This is a genomic window from Duganella sp. P38, from assembly GCF_050859475.1.
Classification (GTDB): Bacteria; Pseudomonadota; Gammaproteobacteria; order Burkholderiales; family Burkholderiaceae_D; genus Rugamonas.
Genome location: NZ_CP193936.1, coordinates 2,286,321 through 2,304,185 on the forward strand (window position 1 = coordinate 2,286,321; position 17,865 = coordinate 2,304,185).

A 17,865-nucleotide genomic window follows, 5' to 3' on the forward strand; every position below is an offset into this window, starting at 1 on the left:
TCTCTTATAATCATCCGCGCATCCCACGGAGATTTGAGCAGAGATGGAACACTACCAATCGTCGCAAATTCGCACCCTGAGTTATATCGAGAACGAAGACCATCCGGTCTTCGGCACCCTCGTCGAGCAGATCCTGCACCTGCTGAACTCCAAGCTGATTTTCAGCGATATCCTGATCCACCAGAACAGCCCGCTGATGCTGCGCCAGCCGAAAGGCCTGGTCGCGGTGACCGACTCGCCGATCACGCGCGAGGAGTTGCAGGAGTTCTTCGAGGTGGTCGAACCGAACTGGGCCGAGCGCATCCAGGAGCGCGCCTTCGACCGCGCGGTCGATCTGCACACGGCCCGCATCCGCGCCAACTGCTTCAGCTTCCAGGGCCGCAAGCGCCTCGGTTGCGTGATCCGCCGCTTCCCGAAGGAGCCGATGCCGCTGGCCAAGCTGGGCCTCGGTAAACACGAGCAGAACTTCGCCCGGCTGACCAGCGGGCTGGTGCTGATTATCGGCGACACCTGCCAGGGCAAGTCGACCACCATCGCCTCGATGCTCGACGAGATCAACAAGAACCGTTCCGGCCACATCATCACCATCGAAGACCCGGTCGAGACGCTGATTCCGCAGCGCCAATGCGTCATCACCCAGCGCGAGGTCGGCGCGGACGGCGACGTCGAGAGCTTCTACCTCGGCGCCCTCGACGCGCTGCGCGAGCGCCCTGACGTCATTGTCATCGGCGAGATCCGCGACGCCCAGACAGCGCAGGAAGCGCTGGCGCTGGCGGAGGCCGGGCCGCTGGTGCTGGCCTCGCTGCACGCGCGCTCGACCGAACTGGGCCTGCAAAAGATGCTGCGCCTGCTCGGCAACACCGAGGCGCAGGCGCAAGCGCTGGCGCATGCCTTGCGCGGCGTGCTGTGCCAGGCTTTGCTGCCGGCCGTGAAGGGCGAGCGCTACTATCTGGCCACCGAATGCCTGACCAATAATCCGGCTGTGACCGAGATGATCGCCAACGGCCAGATTTCCAATCTGCGCATCTGGATGGAGGACAAGCCGGGCGAGGGCTGCCACACGATGAACACCGCGCTGCACGCGCTGCTCGACGCCGGCAAGATCGCGGTCGATGACGCGCGCAACGCCACCACCGACCGCATCGGCTTCGTCGCCTAATCCAGCGGCACGGCGCGGTAGCGGTTGACCTCGGTGGCGCCGACCGGCGGCGCGTTGTTGCCCCAGGCGCTGCGCAGATAGGAAACCACCTGCGCCACTTCCGTGTCGCTCATGACATGGCTGAACGGCGGCATGCTGTACGGGCGGGGATTGCCTGCCGTGCCGGGCGCGAAGCCGCCATTGAGCACAATGCGGATCGGATTGACCGCGCTTTCCATCGTTAAGGCCTGATTGCCCGCCAGCGGCGGGTAGGCCGGCGCCTGTCCCGCGCCGTTGGCGCCGTGACAGTCCACGCAGTGTCGCTCATACAGCCTGGCGCCGGCGGCCAGGAAAGCCGCCGCTTCGGGACTGCCGTCGCGCTCGAACGGCCTGGACCTGGGGCCGGGCGGCAGCGCCTGCAGGTAGACGGCCATGGCGTTGATGTCGCTGTCGCTCAGGTGTTGCAGGCTTTGCTGCACCACTTCCGCCATCGGGCCGAAGACGGTGGCGCGCGGCGACGCGCCGGTTTTCAGCAGCGCCGCCAGGTGCTCGCGCTGCCAGTCGCCGCGCGCGTTCAGCGCCGGCGCGTACCAGCCCTGCGCCGGGATCATGCCGCCGGACAGGCTTTCGCCGTCGGACGCGCCCAGCCGGTTGCGCGCGCTGTGGCAGGCGCTGCAGTGGCCGAGGCCCTGGACCAGGTAGGCGCCACGGTTCCAGTCCACCGATTGACCGGTCTCTTCGCGGAACACGGCGGGCTTGAAGTACAGCGCGCGCCAGACCGCCAGCGCCGCCTGCAGCTTGTAGGGGAAACGCAGCTGGTGCGGCTGGTTTTCCCGCGCAACGGCCGGGATGGTCTGGAAATAGGCGTACAGGGCGTCGGCATCGTCGCGGGTGATGCGGGTGTAGTTGGGATAGGGGAAGGCCGGGTAGAGCAGGCGGCCATCGCGCGATTTGCCGTTGTGCAGGGCGCGCCAGAAGTCGTCGGCGCTCCACATGCCGATGCCGGTGGCGCGGTCGGCAGTGATGTTGGGCGAGATGACCGCGCCGAATGGCGTTTGCAGCGCGCGGCCGCCGGCGTAGGCCTGGCCGCCGCGCGTCGTGTGGCAGGCCATGCAGTTGCCGGCTTGGGCCAGGTAGGCGCCGCGCGCGACCCGCTCTGCCTGCGTCAGCCTGGCGGTGTGCAGTGGTGGCGGGCCGATGTCGTCGGTCTGCCAGAACAGCCACGCGGCTGCCGCTGCGGCGCTGGCCAGCACGGCGGCGAGAAGCGCATAAACGATTTTCCTCATTTCGGCGCTCCGGCCGCCGCCGGGCCGCGCTGCGGCGCTCGTTCGGTCGCTGCGCCGCGGCGCTGGCGGCGGCCGGATGTGCGTCGGCGGCGGCGCGCGTTGCGGTCCCGCTGGCGTCAGCGGGCGCGGCGCTTGTCGCGGCTGAGCTGCCGCAGGCGATGGGCAGCGGTGCGGGCAGGCTGGCGGCCGGGCGGGCGTCGGCGTCGGGCCTCTGCTGGCTGAGCCAGGCGGAGACGGCGGCCACGTCTTCCACGCCGAGGCGCGCGGCGATGTCGGCCATGCAGTCGGGCGCGGCGGCGCGGCGGCTGCGGTTTTTCCAGTTGCCGAACTGCGCGTTGATGTAATCGCTTGGCAGCCCCAGCAGGCCGGGGATGGCCGGCGCAACACCATTCAGCGCGGTGCCGTGACAGCTGACGCAGGCGGGTATCTTCTTGCCGGCGTCGCCATGGCGCACCAGCGCCGCGCCGCGCGCCAGCTGGGCGGCTGATGCGCCGGCGCCGCTGCCGGCCGCCGCGGTGGCGTAGGGGGATGCTGGGCGGCGAAATAGCCGGCGATCTCGCGCAGGTAGGCATCGGGCAGCTGCGCCACCATGTAGTTCATCATCGGATACTGCCGATGGCCGTTCTTGAAATTGCGTAGCTGGTTGTACAGATAGCCGGCCGGTTTGCCGGCGATGCGGGGAAGTAGGCGTCGCCGCGCTCCTGCACGGCATGGCAGGAAAGGCAGGCGGCGATGCGCTGCTCCAGCGTATCGGGCGGCGCGCCCGACGCCAGCGGCGCGGCGCCGAGCGCGGCGGCAAGGCCCCATGCATGAAAAATCCGCATACCCCTCCTTGTGCAGGCGGCGCATGACGGCCGCGTGACTAGGATATACCGTGTTTTGGCGGTTTTGGCAACTTTACCGGTTTCAGCGGCGGCAGCGAATTGCCGAGGCCGATCCAATGGCGGTACACGCGCAGCGCCACCTGGGCGTCGTCGGCGGCGTACAGGATCTGCTTTTCATTCAGGCGCCGCATCGCCCAGTTGGTAGTGGAAATCTTCTTTGACTTTTGCAGCTTGAGGCCGAAGAACTTGGCCACCGCCGTCTTGGCGCCGAGGTCGTTGCGCTGGCCCGGCGCGCGCAGCACCACCGACATGTCGACGATGCCGGCGCAGCGGATGTCGAGCTTGGCGTGCAGCCGCTTGACGTCGTCCGACAGGCCGAAGCCGATCTTCAACGGCAGCGGCCGCTCCAGCACCGCCAGCAGCATCGCGCGGATGTGCGGTTCGGTGCTGTCGCCGATCTGGAACAGCCAGGCCCGCTTGTCGGTGGCGAACTGGATCAGGTGCGGCCCGGTCGAGCTTTCGCCGCGGGTGAAGGTCGGCTTGGATTCGGTATCGAAGCCGATGGCGTCGCACACCAGCAGGGCGTCGCGCGCGGCGACGGCCTGTTCCGGCGTGACCACCAGCTGCACGTCGGCGATGGCAATCCCGGGGTACGGCGGCAGATCGTCCTCGGCCGCCGCCGGCACGGAGGGAGCGTCCAACTCAGCCCTTTTTGGAGAACTTCGCGGCCAGCTGGTTCAGCTTGTCGGCGCGCACGCGGGCGGCTTCCTCGGCCGCCTTGGCTTCGCGTTCGGCCTTCTTGCGTTCCGCTTCCTTCTTGTAGCGCTCCTGCAGCACCTGGGTGGCGTGGGCGCGGTGGGTGTCGGTCACTTCGGCGCCGGGCTTGCCGTCCAGATCGTGACGGACCTTGGCTTTTTCCATGACCTTCAGATAGCGCAGCGAGCCGGTGTGGATGCCCAGCGCAGTGCGCATGGTTTTGCGGTCCAGGTCCGGCATCACGGCCAGCAGCTGTTTATCGATACCGATAGCCAGCGGCAAAAAGTCGCGGAAAGCGGGGAACTGGGATTGCAATTGTTTCAGCAGGCTGCGCGGGGATGGGGCGGCAGGCGCCGGCGAGGAGGCAGCGGTGGCTGGCTCGGCTACCGGTGGCTGGGGGGTAAGACTAGTGTTCATCGACTTCATAGGTTAAGCAACAGCCGTCAGCATATCATGCGGCCCATAGGAATGCAGTGCCTTTTCGGCTACTGTATCGAATTGATCATGCTTAGGATGGGGTTAAACGCGCGCGCCGGCGTGCGCCCGGAGCATAAAACGTGTATAATGCTCGACGCACTAATGCAGTAACGGTGTGGTTCAGCTTGGAACAGGATGCGATTCGGATGGTCTGACCAAGGGCGTAGCCCTTCTCATTTGCCCTTCTCATTCTTCCCTGAAAAGAGAAACAAGCCCGTGGCTGGAAGCGGGCTTTTTTATTCCGCAGAAAATCGTCAACTAAATTACAACATTTCCACCCATGCGCACCGTTCGCGGTCGGCGCGGGGCCAGCTTTTTGTAATTTCTGGCGAATACGCATAGCGAGATTTTTAATGACAAAACCGAAAACTTTAACGTTGTCCGTCAAAAAGCCTACCCGCGCAAGCGCTGCTCCGCTGGTCGTGCCCAAGACGACTCTATCTTATGTCATCGATAATGAAGAGGCAGCGAGCAAAGTTACGGTCGTCAAAAAGAAAACCCGTCTGAGCGCCGCCGCCGAGGCCGCGCAAGCCGACGTGCAGGCGGTCGATGTGGCCGACGACGCCGCGGCCAAGGTGGCCAAGGTGGCGCGCAAGAGCGCGGCCGCGGTGGCCGCGCCGGTTGCGGAAGCGCCGGCCGTGACGGTCAAGGCGGCGCCGAAGTCCAAGCTGGTCAAGGCCGCCAAGGCCGAGCCGGCGCCGGTGATCATCACCACCAGCGGTCCGGCCGTCAGCCAGGTGACCGACGCCGCCACGCTGGCGTCGATCGACACCTCGGGCTACCTGCTGCCGGGCGTCAAGGTGCCGGGCCGCCGTGGCCGCAAGCCGTCCGAATTCACGCCGGAAAACGATGAAGTGGCCGCGCTGAACGCGGTCGAGCGCGCCGAACTGAAGGCCGTGTCGAAGGCGCGCGAGCGCAAGGCCAAGGGCGCCGACCTGCTCGGCATCGATCCGAAGGCGAGCGCCGAGGAAATGGAAAAACGCCGCGCCCAGATCAAGAACCTGATCAATATGGGCAAGGAGCGCGGCTTCCTGACCTACGCCGAGATCAACGACCAGCTGCCGGAAAACATCATCGATCCGGAAGCGATCGAAGGCATCATCGCCACCTTCAACGACATGGGCATCGCCATCTACGAGCGCGCGCCGGACGCCGAGGCGCTGCTGTTGAGCGACAACGTGGCCACCGTGACCTCGGACGACGAAGTCGAGGCCGCTGCCGCCACCGCGCTGTCGACCGTCGATTCCGACTTCGGCCGCACCACCGACCCGGTCCGCATGTACATGCGCGAGATGGGCGCCGTGGCGCTGCTGACGCGCGAGGGCGAGATCGAGATCGCCAAGCGCATCGAGGAAGGCCTGAAGGACATGATCCAGGCGATTTCCGCCTGCCCGACCACCATCGCCGAGATCCTGGCGCTGGCCGACAAGATCGAAGCCGACGAAATGAAGGTCGACGACGTGGTCGACGGCTTTGTCGATCCGGACGAAGCCGCGCCGGCGCCGGCCGTGACGGCCTCCGTGTCGGACGAGGAAGAGGACGAGGACGACGACGAAGTCGGCGAAGAGGATGGTGACGCTGGCGGCGGCGCGGCCGGCTACTCGACCGAGCAACTGGCGCAGCTGCGTACCGCCGCGCTGGAGAAATTCGCCTTCATCTCCGGCCAGTTCGAGAAGATGCGCAAAGCCTCGGGCGGCTACGGCTCCAAGGCCTATGTGACGGCGCAGGAAGCCATCTCGGCCGAACTGCTGGGCATCCGCTTCACCGCCAAGGTAGTCGAGAAGCTGTGCGACACGCTGCGCGGCCAGATGGAAGAAGTGCGTTCGATCGAGCGCGCCGTGCTGGACCTGTGCGTCAACCGCTGCGGCATGCCGCGCGCCCACTTCATCAAGGTCTTCCCGGGCAACGAGACGGACCTGGACTGGGTCGATGGCGAAGTCGACGCCGGCTATCCGTACAGCACCGTGCTGGGCCGTAACGTGCCGGCCGTGAAAGAGCTGCAACGCAAGATGATCGACCTGCAGGCGCGCGTGGCGCTGCCGCTGGCCGACCTGCGCAAGATCAACAAGCAGATGGCTGCCGGCGAGAAGCGCGCGCGCCAGGCCAAGCGCGAAATGACCGTGGCCAACTTGCGCCTGGTGATCTCGATCGCCAAGAAGTACATCAACCGCGGCTTGCAATTCCTCGACCTGATCCAGGAAGGCAATATCGGCCTGCTGAAGGCGGTGGACAAGTTCGAATACCGCCGCGGCTACAAGTTCTCGACCTATGCGACGTGGTGGATCCGTCAGGCCATCACCCGCTCGATCGCCGACATGGCGCGCACCATCCGCGTGCCGGTGCACATGATCGAAACCATCAACAAGATGAACCGCATCTCGCGCCAGATCATGCAGGAAACCGGCAGCGAGCCGGACCTGGCGACCCTGGCGGTCAAGATGGAAATGCCGGAGAACAAGGTCCGCGAAATCATGAAGATCGCCAAGGAGCCGATCTCGATGGAAACGCCGATGGGCGAGGACGGCGATTCGCAGCTGGGCGACTTCATCGAAGACAACACCACGCTGGCGCCGCTGGACGCCGCGCTGCACGCCTCGATGCGCAACGTCATCAAGGAAGTGCTCGATTCGCTGACCCCGCGCGAAGCGAAGTGCTGCGCATGCGCTACGGCGTGGAAATGTCGAACGACCACACGCTGGAAGAGGTGGGCAAGCAGTTCGACGTGACCCGCGAGCGTATCCGCCAGATCGAGGCCAAGGCGATGAGCAAGCTGCGCCAGCCATCGCGTTCGGACAAGCTGAAAACGTTCCTGACGCAAAACTAAGCCCCCACGTCGTTCCCGCGCAGGCGGGAACCCATGGGCGCGTGCACGCGCGCTCAGCATGGATTCCCGCCTGCGCGGCGGTCCGCCGATGCGGAATGACGCTGCGCGCCCGCCTCTTTTTTCGTTCGCCGCCATCTTGGATTACACTGGCGAAATGAAAAAATCCTCTGTTTCATATTTCACCTTTTGATTTCCGTGTCGGCGCAGGCCGGCATGACGTGGAACGCGATTGCCGTTCCGTATGAAAAATTGCCGCAGCTGCGCGGCAGCGAAGAGCTGCTGCTGGAAACGCTGGAAAGCAAGGACGGGCTGGACATCGACAAGGCCTGGGACGGCTTGCGCTACCTGTTGCAGGCCAAGGCCGGCAACGAGGCGCTGGCCAGGCAATTGTTCTTGGGCGGCCAGAGCATCGGCGCCGATCTCGGCGCGGGACCGGCGCGCGTGCTGATGCCGGCCGACGTGAAGAAACTGGCGGCGATGCTGGAACGCGAAACCGCCGCCGCGCTGACGGCGCGGTACACGCCCACGGCGATGGAGGCGGCCGGCGTGTATCCGCAGGGAATTTGGGAAGGCGAGGGCCCGCAGGCGCTGGCGTATCTGCTGCACTACTACGAGGCGCTGCGGGTTTATTTCAAACAGGCGGCCGTCAAGGGGCAGGCCGTGGTGGTCATCATCTGGTGAGGTGAGCATGAATCCATTGCACGGAAGTTGTTTATGCGGCGGCGTGCGCTACAAGGCGGCGCTGCCGGTGTTCCACGCCAGCCACTGCTACTGCACCATGTGCCAGAAGCAGCATGGCGCGGCCGCCGGCTCGTATGCGAATGTCGCCAGCGCCGGCTTTGTGCTCGATGACGGCGCCGGCCTGATCACCGAATACGCGTCGTCGGCAGATGGGCGGCGCGGCTTTTGCCGCGTGTGCGGCTCAACGCTGTACTGGCGCAGCACCGCCGCGCCGGACCGCATCGCCGTCACGCTCGGCACGCTGGAGCCCGGCTACACGGGCCCGGTCGAGCGCGAACTCTACACCGACACCAAGCCCGCCTGGCTGCCGGTCAAGTGACTTCCCGTCCTTCAGCCCATGACAGCGCCTGACCCGGAACGATGAGGCGCAAGCTGTGGCGGCTGAGGTCGAGTTTGCCGCCGAGGCCGGTCAGGCGATTGCGCATTGCCACCAGCACCTCGGCGTTGGCCGCCGATAGCGGCGCCGCACTGGTGATGGTGACCGCCAGCCGCTCGCGGCCCAGGCTGAGTTCCACCTCCAGCGTGCCCGGCTGCTGGCCGGCCGCGTAGTCCAGTCCTTGCCGGATGAGGTGGAACAGCGCGCCGCTGCGCTGCTGGTCCAGCGTTGCACTGTCGTCCGCCACGCGCAAGACGCAGCGCGTGCCGCGCTGGCCCAGTTGCTGCAACTGCCACTCGACCGCCGCGCTCAAGCCCAGTTCCAGCGTGGCCGGATGCAATTCGTTGATGATGTCGCGCACGGCGGCCAGGCTGGCGTCCAGCGTCGACAGCGCCTGCGCCGCGCGCTGGTGCAGCAGCGGCTGCGCGGCGCCGGTGCGGGCATGCAGCGTGGCGAGGTCCAGTTTCAGCGCCACCAGGTTCTGCGCCAGGTCCTCGCGCAGGTCCAGCGTCAGGCGGCGGTGCTGGCGCTCGGTCGCGTCCTGCTGGCTGCCGGCCGCCTGCCGCGCCACCGCCAGCGCTTGTTCCAGCGCGGTTTCGCGGTGCCTGCGTTCAGTGATGTCGAGGCAGCTGCCGATCAGCAGATGCGGCTGGCCGTCGTCGTCGTAGACCGGGTGCTTGTGCGTGATCATCCAGCGCAGCTGCATCATGCCGGCATGCCACAGCGGCGCTTCCTCGATGATGGTGGCGCCGCGCGCGAAGGCCAGCCGGTCATGCTCGTGGTAGATGCGCAGCTGTTCGGGCGGATACAGCCCGGTGCCATCGCTGCCGGCAATGTCGGCGAAGCGGATGCCCCACATGGCCTCGCAGGCCGGATTCATCATCAGCAACCGCGACGCGCCGTCCTTGACGAACAGCGGCAGTGGCATGCGCCTGACCACTTTCTGTAGATCGGCGCCGGCGACATGCTCCTCCTGCAACCACCTCAGCAGGCTGCTCATATCCAGATCGGGCGAGGCGGCGGAACGGCGCATGACGTTTCTAGTCAGTAAGAGTTCGCCGATTTTAATCCTGATTTTGCCGATTTGTCATGTAAAAGCAAAACGCCCCGGAGGTCGGGGCGTTGGAAGCGCTACCGCTGTTGTTTTAGCCGGTGTTGCGCAGGCCCGCCGCGACCCCGTTGATCGACAGGTGGATGCCACGGTGCACGCGCTCGTCCGCCTTGCTCTCGAACGACAGCGCGCGGTGGCGCTTGATCAGCTCGACCTGCAAGTGGTTGAGCGGATCGAGGTAGGCGAAGCGGTTCTGGATCGAGCGCGCCAGCAGCGGATTGCCGGCCAGGCGCTCGCCGGCGCCGGTGATGCTTTCCAGGATGCTGATGGTGTTCGCATGCTCCTCGGTAATGCGCTTGAAGATGCGCTCGCGCAGCTCCTTGTCCTGCACCAGCTCGGCGTAGCGCGAGGCGATCGCCAGGTCGGTCTTGGCCAGCACCATGTCCATGTTCGACAGCAGCGTGGCGAACAGCGGCCACTGCCTGAACATCGCTTGCAATTGCGCCAGGCGCTCGGCTTTATCGCCGTCGGCGATCCAGCCGCCAATGGCGCTGGCGAAACCGTACCAGCCCGGCAGCAGCAAACGGCACTGGCCCCACGAGAAGCCCCATGGAATCGCCCGCAGGTCTTCGATGCGCTTGGTCGACTTGCGCGAGGCCGGGCGCGAGCCGAGGTTCAGCTCGGCGATCTCGGCGATCGGCGTGGCGCTGAAGAAGTAGTCGGTGAAGCCCGGCGTTTCGTAGACCAGGTTGCGGTAGGCCTTGTAGGCGCGGTCCGAGATTTCGGCCATGATGGTTTCGAACAGGCGCAGCTGCTTCTGGTGCGCGGCGTCCTCGGGCTGCGGCAGCAGGCTCGCTTCCAGCGTGGCGGCCACCAGCAGTTCCAGGTTGCGTCGGCCGATGTCCTTGTTGGAGAACTTCGAGGCGATGATTTCGCCCTGCTCGGTCAGGCGGATCTGGCCGTTGACGGTGCCGTGCGGCTGCGCCAGGATGGCGTCATACGACGGGCCGCCGCCGCGGCCGACGGTGCCGCCGCGGCCGTGGAACAGGCGCAGCTTGACGCCGGCCTGCTCGAACACGGTGACCAGGTTGGTTTCGGCCTTGTACAGTTCCCAGTTGGAGGTGAGGAAGCCGCCGTCCTTGTTGGAGTCCGAGTAGCCCAGCATCACTTCCTGGATCTGGCCCTGCCTGGCGATCAATTCTTTCACCAGCGGGATCGCCATCACGGCTGCCATGATGCCGGCCGCGCGTTGCAGGTCGGGGATGGTTTCAAACAGCGGAATCACCATCAGGTCCAGCTCTTTCTCGGCGATGCGCAGCAGGCCCAGCTCTTTTTGCAGCAGCAGCACTTCCAGCAGGTCGGACACGGTCTCGGTGTGCGAGATGATGTAGTTGCGGATGGCGCGCGCGCCGTAACGGGCGCGGATCTCGCGCGCCGCGCGCAGCACGCCGAGTTCGGATACGGTGTCGTCCGAGTAGCTGACGTACGGCGAATTCAGCAGGCGCGGCTGCGCCAACTCGCCGAGCAGCAGCGCCACCTTGGCGTCCTCGTCCAGCGCGGCGTAGTCGGCCTGCACGCCGGCCTTGGCAAACAGCTCGGCCAGCACGCGCTCGTGGATGTCGGACGACTGGCGCATGTCGAGCGAGGCCAGGTGGAAGCCGAAGATGTCGGCCGCGCGTTTCAGCGTGGACAGGCGCGGCTGCACCAGCATGCCGCCGTGGTTGGCGTTGAGCGAATCGACCAGCACTTGCAGGTCGGCCGCGAACCCGGCTGCGTCGGCGTACGGCTCGGCGTGGCCGACTTCCTTGCGCAGGATGTTGGTGGCGCCCAGCGCGCGCGCGGTCGAGGCCAGGCGGGCGTAGATGCCGATCAGCGCGCGGCGGTACGGTTCGTCGGCGCGGTGGTCGGAGGTGTCGGGCGACTGGTCGGCCAGCGCTTGCAGCGCCGGCGAGCAGGCGATCATCAGCGTCGAGATCGACAGTTCGGCGCCCAGCGTGTGCGTCTCCTCCAGGTAGAAGTCGAGGATGGTGGTGGCCTGGCGCGTCAGCGCGTGCGACATGGTGGCGCCGTTGACGTTGGGGTTGCCGTCGCGGTCGCCGCCGATCCAGCTGCCCATCTGCACATACGGCGCGTTGATCTGCGCCGCGGCGGACGGTTGCGCGCCGTAGTGGTGGGCGATGTCGTGCTCGATGTCATCGTACAAGCCTGGCAGTTCGCGCAGGAAGGTGATGCGGTAGTAGGACAGCGCGTTCTCGATCTCGTCGGCCACGGTCAGCTTGGAGTAGCGCAGCATGCGGGTCTGCCACAGCGTGGCGATGCGCGCGCGTAGCAGGTGCAGGTTGGCGGCCCGTTCCTTCGGCGTCAGCGGCAGGTCGCGCTCGGCCAGCAGGCGGGCGATGTCGTGCTCGGCGTCGAGGATGGACTTGCGCTGCACCTCGGTCGGGTGGGCGGTCAGCACCGGCGCGATCAGCGCTTGCCGGAAGAAGGTCGACACCGTTTCCTGCGGCACGCCGGCGCTCTTCAGCTTGCACAGCGCGTAGTCGACGCTGCCGCGCTGCGGGGTCGAGCCGGCCAGCAGGTGGGCGCGGCGGCGGCGGATGTGGTGCTGGTCTTCCGCGATATTGGCCAGGTGCGAGAAGTAGGAAAAGGCGCGCACCACCGAAATGGTTTGCTCCTTGGTCAGGATCTTCAGCATGCCATCGAGCTCCTTGGCGGCGCCGGCGTCGGCCTCGCGGCGGAAGCGCACGGCGGTCTGGCGGATGGTTTCGACCACGGCGTAGACTTCCTCGCCTTCCTGGTCGCGCAGCACGTCGCCCAGCAGGCGACCTAATAAGCGAATGTCTTCTTTCAGAGGGGCATCCTTATCGGCGCCCGGTTGTTCAGCAGTTGGTTCGTTGAATGCACTAGATTGATTTGCCATGTGTTAAGCCACAAAGAGGTGAAAATATCGGTGCGAGGGCTGTTAGCCCGGTTTTGCAAAGTGAGCATGCTAAAATTTGTGATCTTAAACACGCGCGTGGTACTGGCTTGTGCCGGTAAGCGTCAGCTACAGCGAAAGAACTGGTTTTGAAAACATCCGAAGTGGTAAATACTCCTCCATCCAGATTGGTGATCGCCTCGCGCGAGTCCCGCCTGGCCATGTGGCAAGCCGAGCACGTGCGCGATCGCTTGGCATTATTATATCCTCAGTGTGATGTCAAAATTGTTGGAATGACGACCCGTGGCGATCAAATTCTGGATCGCACCTTGTCCAAGGTCGGTGGCAAGGGGCTGTTTGTGAAGGAACTTGAAGTCGCCATGGCCGAGGGCCGCGCCGACCTCGCCGTGCACTCGCTCAAGGATGTGCCGATGGAACTGCCGCCGGGCTTCGCGCTGGCCGCCGTGCTGGAGCGCGAAGACCCGCGCGACGCCTTCGTTTCCAACGACTACGCCTCGCTTGACGCGCTGCCGGCCGGCGCGGTGGTCGGCACCAGCAGCCTGCGCCGCCAGGCGCTGATCGCCGCGCGCTACCCGCAGCTGGTGATCAAACCGCTGCGTGGCAATCTCGATACCCGCCTGGGCAAACTGGACCGCGGCGACTACGCCGCCATCATCCTGGCCGCCGCCGGCCTCAAGCGGCTGGGCCTGCCGCAGCGCATCCGCGCGCTGCTGGAGCCGGCGCACAGCCTGCCGGCCGCGGGCCAGGGCGCGATGGCGATCGAAATCGCCGAACGCAGCGACGGCCTCGACCTGATGGCCATCCTGGCGCCGCTGAACCACGCGGCCACCGCGCAGGCGGTGGCGGCCGAACGCAAAGTCTCCAAGGTGTTTGGCGGCAGCTGCCGGGTGCCGCTGGCGGCCTACGCCACCGTGGAAGGGACGCAGATGCACTTGCGCGCCATGGTCGCCACGCCGGACGGCCAGCGCATCGCCAGCGCCGAGGTGCGCGGCGCGGCCGCCGAGGCCGAGGCGCTGGGCGCGCAAGCGGCCGAGCTGCTGCGCGCGCAGGACGCCGAAGACATCCTGTCGTCGTGCCTGAGCGAAGCCGCACAAGCCGAGGCCGACGCCCGCTCGGCCACCCTGGCCGACGCCAGCAAGCCGGGCGCCTGATCCGGGGATGGCCGGCGCCGTCGTCATCACCCGTCCGTTGGCGCAGGCCGGGCCGCTGGCCGCGCGCGTGGCCGCGCTGGGCCGCACGGTGGAAATCCTGCCGCTGCTGGAAATCGCGCCGCTGCCCGACCAGTCCGCGCTGCGGGCGGCGCTGGCGCGGCTGGAACACTACGCGCTGGTGGCTTTCGTCTCGCCCAACGCCATCGACGCCGCCTTCGCCCATATCCCGCGGTGGCCGGCCGGCGTGACGGCGGCCGTGGTGGGCGAGGGCAGCCGCGCGGCGCTGGCGGCGCACGGCGTGCCGCACATCGTCAGCCCGGCCGACAGCGCCCACAGCGACTCCGAACACCTGCTGCAGACGCTGGACCTGGCGGCGCTGCACGGCAAGCCGGTGCTGATCGTCCGCGGCGAAAGCGGGCGCGAGCTGATGGCCGACGGCCTGCGCGCGGCCGGCGCGCTGGTGGACGTGGTGCCGGCCTACCGCCGCTCGGTGCCGGCGCTGACGCCGGCGCTGGCGGCCACGCTGAAGCGTTTGCTGGCACAGCAAAACGACTGGCTGATCACCAGTTCCGAGGCCCTGCGCGGCCTGTGCGACATTCTGGCAAAAGTCGACTTGCACTATCCTGACGCGATGCAGCAGAATAGCGTTGTAGCCATGCAACAACAGCATTTGATTGTGCCCCATGCCCGAATTGCCGAAACGGCAAACAATTTAGGATTTTCCAAGCTGACGCTCACAGGATCAGGCGACGAACGCCTGCTGGCCGCGTTACAATCACGCCTATGAACGAATTGCCTACCTTACCCGATCCAGCCGTCTCGTCCGCCAAGGCCGGCGAGACCCCGCCTGCGCCGCCGACGCCGTCCGAGCAGAGCCTGTTTGAGACCTTGCAGCAGCCGCAGGTGCTGCTGGTGGGCATTGCCGTGCTGTTGATCATGCTGGCGGCGCAGACCTGGTCGTCGCACGCGCGCGTCAACAATCTGCGCGCCGAAATGGCCAGCCGCCTGCAAAAGGGCGACGCCTCGAACGCCGAGACCGGCACGCTGGTGCGCAGCGTGCAGGAAAGCACCAAGGAACTGCAAACCAAGGTGGCGCTGCTGGAAAGCAAGCAGCTCGAAGCGCAGAGCCAGCAACTGGCGCTGGAACAGCTGTACCAGGACCTGTCGAAGAACCGCGACGAATGGGCGCTGACCGAAATCGAACAAGTGCTGTCGACCGCGTCGCAGCAGCTGCAACTGGCCGGCAACGTGCCGGGCGCGCTGATCGCGCTGCAAAACGCCGACCGCAGCCTGTCGCGTTCGGACAAGCCGCAATTCATCACCATCCGCCGCGCCATCGCGCGCGACACCGACAAGCTCAAAGCGCTGCCAAGCGTGGACTCGGTCGGCATGGCGCTGCGCCTGGACAACGTCATCGCGCAGATCGACACGCTGCCGATGCTGTCCGACGACAAGCCGGCGCTGCCGGCGCCGGCGGAAAGAAAGCCCGGCCGGCCAAGGTCGCGCATGACAAGCACGGCAAGCCGGTCAAGGTGGAAGAGCCTGCCACCAGCCCGTGGCTGCAATCGCTGCAGGACGGCTGGAACGGCTGGAGCAGCGAAATGTGGACCGATGTGCGCCAGCTGATCCGCGTGCGCAACGTCGACACGCCGGACGCGCTGATGATGTCGCCGACGCAGGCCTACTTCATGCGCGAAAACCTCAAGCTGCGCCTGCTGAACGCGCGCATGGCGCTGCTGTCGCGCAACGAGGGCGCCTTCCGCGCCGACCTGATCGCCGCGCAGGACGCGCTGAGCAAGTATTTCGACACCCGCGCGCGTTCGACCCAGACCGTGCAGGCGCTGCTGCGCCAGGTGCAAAGCAGCAATCTGGCGATTGAAATGCCGACGCTGTCGGACAGCCTGAACGCCGTGCGCAACTACAAAGCGAAGCCATAACCATGCGTTTATTTCTCTGGCTAGTCGCCATGATGGCCGCCGCCATCGGTATTGCCGTGACGGCGCGCTTCAACCCCGGCAACGTGATGCTGGCCTACCCGCCGTACCGGGTCGACCTCTCGCTGAACTTCTTCATCGTGCTGGAAGTGGCGCTGTTCGCCTTCCTGTACCTCGTCATCCGCGCCTTCCGCGCGACGGTCAAGATGCCGGCCAAGGTGGCGGCGTACCGCCAGCAAAAGCGCGAGCGCGACGGCAACAAAGGCCTGCGCGAGGCGCTCAAGGCCTTGTTCGAAGGCCGCTTCGGCCACGCCGAAAAAGCCGCGCTGCGCGCCTCCGAGCTGCCGGAAAACGCCGGCGTGGCGGCGCTGATCGGCGCCCGCGCCGCGCACCGCATGCGCCAGTCGGCGCGGCGCGACCAATGGCTCAACAAGCTGGTCGACGACAACGCCATGAAAACCGCGCGCCTGATGACCATGACCGAACTGCTGGTCGACGACCACCAGCCAGAAGCGGCGCTGGAGGCCGTGCGCGAGCTGAACGCCAGCGGCACGCGCCACATCCACGCGCTGCAAATGTCGCTCAAGGCGCAGCAGCAGGCCAAAAACTGGCCGGAAGTGCTGCGCCTGGTGCGTTCGCTGGACAAGCACCGCGCGCTGCACCCGGCGCTGTCGTCGCGGCTGCGCGAGCTGGCGTACGACGACCTGCTGGCGGACGCCAGCCACGACGCCGAATCGCTGCTGCGGGTATGGTCGACGGTGCCGACGGCCGACCGCATCAAGCCCTACGTCGCCTGCCGCGCGGCCACCGCGCTCAACGCGCGCGGCCTGCACGACGAAGCGCGCCGGGTAGCAGAGGAATCGCTGGCGGCCGACTGGGACGACCGGGTGGTGCGGACCTACCGCGAAGCGGCCGCCCCGGCCGGCTCGGCGGCGCTGCTGATGCAGATCGAACACTGCGAAAACTGGGCCAACACCCGTCCGACCGACGCCGAGCTGGCGCTGACGCTGGGATCGTTGTGCCTGAAACAAAAACTCTGGGGCAAAGCGCAACGCTACCTCGAGCAAGCGCTGTCGGACGCCGCCGACCCGCGCATGGTGCGCGAATCGCACCTCAAGCTGGCGCAGCTGCACGAAGCGCTGGGCCAGGAGCAGGAAGCCGCCAACCACTACCGCCAGTGCGCACTGGCCACCATCCTCTAAACCAAATCCGGGGTCAGGTCTGACATTCGCACACGAGCTCAACTGCATTGCAGTTGAGCTCGTGTGCGAATGTCAGACCTGACCCCGGTTTTAGTTGGTGGGGAAGCCTTCGAGTTTCCAGCGCAGCATGCCGCCGGCGAGGTTGGCGACTTTGCCGAAGCCGGCTTTGCTCAGCAGTACACTAGCTTGCGCCGAGCGTACGCCGGAGCGGCAGACGGCGACGATCGGCCGCTCTTTGTCGAACTCGCCCATGCGCTCGGTCAGCTGCGATAGCGGCACCAGCGTGGCGCCGCGCAGGTGGCCCAGCTGGTCGATGAATTCCGGCGCTTCGCGCACGTCCACGATCTGTACCTTGTCTTGCTGCTCCAGCAGCGCCATCGGTTCGATTTCCCATACGCCGCTGAACCGCAGCGTCAGCGGCGCCCACGTCGGCGTGTCGGTCGGCGTATCGCCGTCCGGCTTGCCGCAGCGCAGGTTGGCCGGCACCGCGAGCGCCATCAGTTTCGGATGGGGCAGGTTCAGGTTGTTCATGTGGCCGGCGAAGTCGCCGACGTCGACGTCGCCGCCCAGGCGCGGGTTGTAGCGCTTTTCTTCGGCCACGCTGGTGACCGTGATGCCCCGGTAGTCGTGCCCCGGATACAGCAGGCACTCGCCCGGCAGGCTGAGGATTTGTTCGTGCACCGAGGCGAACAGCTGCTGCGGGCTGCCTTGCTGGAAGTCGGTGCGGCCGCAGCCGCGTATCAGCAGGCTGTCGCCGGTGAAGGCCATGCTGGCGTCGTCCAGCACATAGGTCAGGCAGCCGCTGGTGTGGCCGGGCGTTGCCCGCACCGCCAGGTGGCGGCCGCCGAAGCCGATGCGGTCGCCGTGCCGCAAGGCGGTGTCGGCCTCGCTGGCGCCGGCCGCCGCCGACACGGCGATGCGGCTGCCGGCCCGCTGGCGCAGCCGCCAGGCGCCGGTGACGTGGTCGGCGTGGACGTGGGTGTCCAGCGTGGCCACCAGCTTGAGGCCGAGCTCCTGCAGCAGCGCCGAGGTCGCGCGGCACCTGTTCGTAGACCGGGTCGATCAGCAGCGCCTCGCCGCCGTCACCGAGCAGGTAGGTGTAGGTGGAGGAGGCCGGGTCGAACAGTTGGCGGAAAATCATAATTCGTTATCTGAATAAGGACAGCC

Annotated in this window: 12 protein-coding genes and 4 pseudogenes; 8 read left to right on the forward strand and 8 right to left on the reverse strand. The window is 66.5% G+C overall.

The features are described from left to right. Positions 1 to 43: 43 nt before the first annotated feature. On the forward strand, positions 44 to 1,159 hold the full coding sequence (locus ACRQ5J_RS10565) for a type IV pilus twitching motility protein PilT (RefSeq protein WP_432383195.1): 1,116 nt from the start codon (positions 44 to 46) through the stop codon (positions 1,157 to 1,159). Here the strand turns inward: ACRQ5J_RS10565 and ACRQ5J_RS10570 are convergent. The 5 genes and pseudogenes from ACRQ5J_RS10570 to ACRQ5J_RS10590 form a co-directional block, all read right to left on the reverse strand. Continuing rightward, positions 1,156 to 2,424, reverse strand: coding sequence for a c-type cytochrome (locus ACRQ5J_RS10570; RefSeq protein WP_432383197.1), 1,269 nt, complete (start codon positions 2,422 to 2,424; stop codon positions 1,156 to 1,158). The genes ACRQ5J_RS10565 and ACRQ5J_RS10570 overlap by 4 nt on opposite strands. Positions 2,425 to 2,566: 142 nt before the next feature. Continuing rightward, a pseudogene (locus tag ACRQ5J_RS10575) lies at positions 2,567 to 3,248 on the reverse strand (c-type cytochrome); the annotation flags it as partial. 38 nt (positions 3,249 to 3,286) lie between these two features. Further along, the gene (locus ACRQ5J_RS10580; protein ID WP_432383199.1) at positions 3,287 to 3,949 is read right to left on the reverse strand and encodes a 3'-5' exonuclease; all 663 of its coding nucleotides are present in this window, start codon (positions 3,947 to 3,949) and stop codon (positions 3,287 to 3,289) included. Position 3,950: 1 nt separating this feature from the next. Further along, positions 3,951 to 4,430: a ProQ/FINO family protein gene (locus tag ACRQ5J_RS10585; protein ID WP_432383201.1), complete on the reverse strand. Its 480-nt coding sequence runs from the start codon at positions 4,428 to 4,430 to the stop codon at positions 3,951 to 3,953. Positions 4,431 to 4,512: 82 nt separating this feature from the next. Next, positions 4,513 to 4,911, reverse strand: a complete 399-nt coding sequence (locus tag ACRQ5J_RS10590) for a hypothetical protein (protein ID WP_432383734.1) — start codon at positions 4,909 to 4,911, stop codon at positions 4,513 to 4,515. Between ACRQ5J_RS10590 and rpoD the strand changes: the two are divergent. The 3 genes and pseudogenes from rpoD (at position 4,835) to ACRQ5J_RS10605 (ending at position 8,365) form a co-directional block, all read left to right on the forward strand. Beyond that, positions 4,835 to 7,305, forward strand: a pseudogene (gene rpoD / locus ACRQ5J_RS10595) (RNA polymerase sigma factor RpoD). The gene ACRQ5J_RS10590 and the pseudogene rpoD overlap by 77 nt on opposite strands. A gap of 195 nt (positions 7,306 to 7,500) precedes the next feature. Further along, on the forward strand, positions 7,501 to 7,986 hold the full coding sequence (locus ACRQ5J_RS10600) for a YfbM family protein (RefSeq protein WP_432383203.1): 486 nt from the start codon (positions 7,501 to 7,503) through the stop codon (positions 7,984 to 7,986). 7 nt (positions 7,987 to 7,993) lie between these two features. Further along, complete coding sequence (locus ACRQ5J_RS10605; RefSeq protein WP_432383205.1) at positions 7,994 to 8,365, forward strand: GFA family protein; 372 nt, start codon at positions 7,994 to 7,996, stop codon at positions 8,363 to 8,365. Here the strand turns inward: ACRQ5J_RS10605 and ACRQ5J_RS10610 are convergent. Together ACRQ5J_RS10610 and ppc are read right to left on the reverse strand one after the other, a co-directional pair. Next, positions 8,358 to 9,455 (reverse strand): PAS domain-containing protein, encoded by a 1,098-nt coding sequence (locus ACRQ5J_RS10610; RefSeq protein WP_432383207.1) that lies wholly within the window; start codon positions 9,453 to 9,455, stop codon positions 8,358 to 8,360. The two genes, ACRQ5J_RS10605 and ACRQ5J_RS10610, sit on opposite strands and share 8 nt — an antisense overlap. 112 nt (positions 9,456 to 9,567) lie before the next feature. Further along, entirely contained in the window at positions 9,568 to 12,393 is a 2,826-nt protein-coding gene (gene ppc / locus ACRQ5J_RS10615) for a phosphoenolpyruvate carboxylase (RefSeq protein WP_432383209.1), read from the reverse strand. Between the two features lie 161 nt (positions 12,394 to 12,554). Between ppc and hemC the strand changes: the two genes are divergently transcribed. The 4 genes and pseudogenes from hemC to ACRQ5J_RS10635 all read left to right on the forward strand — a co-directional run bounded on the left by hemC (position 12,555) and on the right by ACRQ5J_RS10635 (position 16,698). Further along, positions 12,555 to 13,562 (forward strand): hydroxymethylbilane synthase, encoded by a 1,008-nt coding sequence (gene hemC, locus ACRQ5J_RS10620; protein ID WP_432383626.1) that lies wholly within the window; start codon positions 12,555 to 12,557, stop codon positions 13,560 to 13,562. Positions 13,563 to 13,569: 7 nt separating this feature from the next. Beyond that, the gene (locus ACRQ5J_RS10625) at positions 13,570 to 14,349 is read left to right on the forward strand and encodes a uroporphyrinogen-III synthase (protein WP_432383211.1); all 780 of its coding nucleotides are present in this window, start codon (positions 13,570 to 13,572) and stop codon (positions 14,347 to 14,349) included. Next, positions 14,346 to 15,499, forward strand: a pseudogene (locus ACRQ5J_RS10630) (uroporphyrinogen-III C-methyltransferase). Before ACRQ5J_RS10625 ends, ACRQ5J_RS10630 begins: the two are co-directional and overlap by 4 nt. Before the next feature lie 2 nt (positions 15,500 to 15,501). After that, entirely contained in the window at positions 15,502 to 16,698 is a 1,197-nt protein-coding gene (locus tag ACRQ5J_RS10635; RefSeq protein ID WP_432383213.1) for a heme biosynthesis protein HemY, read from the forward strand. Positions 16,699 to 16,788: 90 nt separating this feature from the next. On the opposite strand, the pseudogene ACRQ5J_RS10640 reads toward ACRQ5J_RS10635, so the two are convergent. After that, positions 16,789 to 17,839, reverse strand: a pseudogene (locus ACRQ5J_RS10640) (MBL fold metallo-hydrolase). Positions 17,840 to 17,865: the final 26 nt, after the last annotated feature.